This window comes from Halorubrum sp. AD140, assembly GCF_034497445.1.
In the GTDB taxonomy this organism is placed as follows: Archaea; Halobacteriota; Halobacteria; order Halobacteriales; family Haloferacaceae; genus Halorubrum.
In genome coordinates, this window is the sequence record NZ_JAXRUU010000129.1 from 1 (window position 1) to 2,310 (window position 2,310).

Annotated in this window: 4 protein-coding genes; 2 read left to right on the plus strand and 2 right to left on the minus strand. The window is 55.1% G+C overall.

Going from position 1 to position 2,310, the window contains the following annotated elements; translation table 11 throughout:
- Positions 1–76 precede the first annotated feature (76 nt).
- Together U4E84_RS16600 and U4E84_RS16605 are read right to left on the minus strand one after the other, a co-directional pair.
- Entirely contained in the window at positions 77–685 is a 609-nt protein-coding gene (locus tag U4E84_RS16600; protein WP_322533216.1) for a TetR/AcrR family transcriptional regulator, read from the minus strand.
- A 2-nt stretch (positions 686–687) separates the two neighbouring features.
- Complete coding sequence (locus U4E84_RS16605) at positions 688–1,140, minus strand: zinc ribbon domain-containing protein (protein ID WP_322533217.1); 453 nt, start codon at positions 1,138–1,140, stop codon at positions 688–690.
- Positions 1,141–1,396: 256 nt separating this feature from the next.
- Between U4E84_RS16605 and U4E84_RS16610 the strand changes: the two genes are divergently transcribed.
- Both U4E84_RS16610 and U4E84_RS16615 read left to right on the plus strand, forming a co-directional pair.
- Entirely contained in the window at positions 1,397–1,723 is a 327-nt protein-coding gene (locus tag U4E84_RS16610; protein WP_322533218.1) for a HalOD1 output domain-containing protein, read from the plus strand.
- Between the two features lie 188 nt (positions 1,724–1,911).
- Positions 1,912–2,310: M48 family metalloprotease (locus tag U4E84_RS16615; RefSeq protein ID WP_322533219.1), on the plus strand; the 399-nt coding region annotated here is incomplete at its 3' end.

Below are 2,310 nucleotides of genomic sequence, written 5' to 3' on the forward strand. Positions count from 1 at the left end.
TTCTGACGACACCCTCACCGAGCGAAGTCGTCAGACTGAGCGAAGTAGGGTGGGGTAGTTGACGAGAAGCCTGTGCTTACGCAGTACGCCTCAGTTCCGAATCAATATACGAGGCCAGCGAGACGCGTGCTGCCGCGGCGGCGCTTTTGCGGTCTGTCGTCGCGCGACCGTACCTCGCCCCGTTGACCGTAGCTAGGATATGCTCTGCAACCCGCGACGAGTCGACATCCCGGAACGTGTCTTCCTCAATACCACGATTGACGATACCCCGAATGGTGGCTGCCAATCGTTCATCGATCTGCGTGAATTGCTCGCGAAATACCTCGCTCGTCACGCCCTGTGATCGGAGGCCAACTAGTACCGCTTGGAGCTGCCGTTGTTCCTCGGCGGGCTGAAGCGGGAGGAGCTTCTCAATGACGTGCTCGAGATCCGCCGCCGGCTCATTACCTGTTTCTGTATCGATCGTCTCTTCGAATCTATCAACGGCGAACTCAAGAAACGCGACTAGAAGGTCGTCCTTCGTGTTGTAGTGGTAGTAGATAGCAGCCTTCGATTTGTCGAGTTCGTCGGCGATTTGGGAGATCGACAGGTCGGCGTAACCGTGGTTAAGTAGTGCTCGATAGATGGCTTCCATAATCTCTTCTTCGGCGGTGCTCCAGTCCTTTCCGGGTGAATCGGAGGCCATTGTCAGTTTGATTGGTTCTCGTCGATCCGTTCCAGATTGGAGACATCAACAACATTGAATTCGGTTGTACACCAGTGGCAGAATCCGAGATCAGGATCGACCGGCTTTCCGCAGGCAGGACAGGTTGGAGATGCATCAGTCTCTGTTGGCCCGACAGTATTGTTTGCTTGGAATCTATCGGTTCGTCTTCTAACTTTTGCGATGAGATACGCGTCAAGGGCACTGGCGGCACTGATCAGGATGATCGGGAGAATCGAGAATGGATCGGTTAGCGTACCCGAACTAAGCGCGGACATGGTTGACTCGGGGACGAACAGAACTGAAGCAGCAACGGTGAGTCCTAGCCAACCAAGTGCTCTCAGCCAGCGCCGGAGGTAGAAGTGGCCAAGTCCGGTGACCACTGTTCCCAGAAGCGCAGCAAGTAGCGGATTGTTTCTGAGTGAGACTCGTTCCATGTTACTGACTAAACGTTCAGTAGATGTTAAACCCTTCGTCTAACTGTAAAATGCCATTGCCAGTGCCATAATTTGATACACACTATACATCGGAGTGAACTAGTGCTGGGCCGGATATTCGGCAGATAGAAAATGGTGCCAGAGGATATGGCTAGCTTGTGGCAATCGACTCTAACGGGGAGATGAGCGGGGAAAGATTAATACTTACCGAACGTTCAGTAATGCCGTGGCGCGAACCGAAGCGCCAGAATAACCGATGACTGACGAATCTAGACACGCCGACGAATCGACAGCACCGTGGCACGGCCGCTACTTGGCTCGCTGGGGGAATGAGACACCTCTTTACGAGGCTGTCACCGACGCTGTGTCGACCGTTACCGGTGAGACCCGCTCGGCAGTCGCCTCCCGCTACGACCGTGCGCATGCGTTCGCGCTCAGTCAACTGTTCGGCGGAGTTGACGGAGTGTCGACGTCATCTACCGGAGTGGTCAAGTTCGTTCTCTCCGAGTGTGTCGTCTCGGTTCACAGCGACGGGCAGCTCTCGGTAAGCCTTGCTGACCGTGAACGTACCGCGATTGACTAATCACACACATACATAGGCAACGACTCACCGCAAACAGCAGACCTCATCCAGAATTGACAGCCGGATCGAACAATCGTCACCCAGGGACTGAATCAGGTTGATGAACCAGCCAGCGCCGAAACTGAGTATACTCTCGAGACTATCTCTACAACATAACTCATATGCGACATTTTGGACTCAAAATACGGATGGCCGTCGTCGGTGTACTTCTCGCGGGGTTCTACCTTGTGGCCGTCGCCGCAGCGATAGTCGCGTTCGGGGAGGGCATCCTCCCGATTGCCATCGTCGGCAGCATCCTCTTGATCGGAATCCAGTATAAAGTCGGTAAGTGGGCCGCGTTACGGAGCGTCGGGGCCGAAGACTTGCCCGAGACCCAGGACTCGCAGATTCACCAGTTCGTTGAACGTGTCTGTCGAGAGAAGGACATGAAGAAGCCGTCGTTAAAAATCGCCGACATGGGTGTGCCGAATGCGTTCGCAGTCGGCCGCCGCGGCAACGGGACCGTAGTCATTTCCCGGGAACTCATTCAACTGCTTGACCGAAGCGAGCTCGAGGGCGTCATCGCCCACGAACTCGCCCACATCGAT

Excerpts from the sequence above, each read along its gene's own strand:
- U4E84_RS16600 (WP_322533216.1), bottom strand. The coding sequence starts at position 685 with ATGGCCTCCGATTCACCCGGAAAGGACTGGAGCACCGCCGAAGAAGAG.
- U4E84_RS16605 (WP_322533217.1), bottom strand. The coding sequence starts at position 1,140 with ATGGAACGAGTCTCACTCAGAAACAATCCGCTACTTGCTGCGCTTCTG.
- U4E84_RS16610 (WP_322533218.1), top strand. The coding sequence starts at position 1,397 with ATGACTGACGAATCTAGACACGCCGACGAATCGACAGCACCGTGGCAC.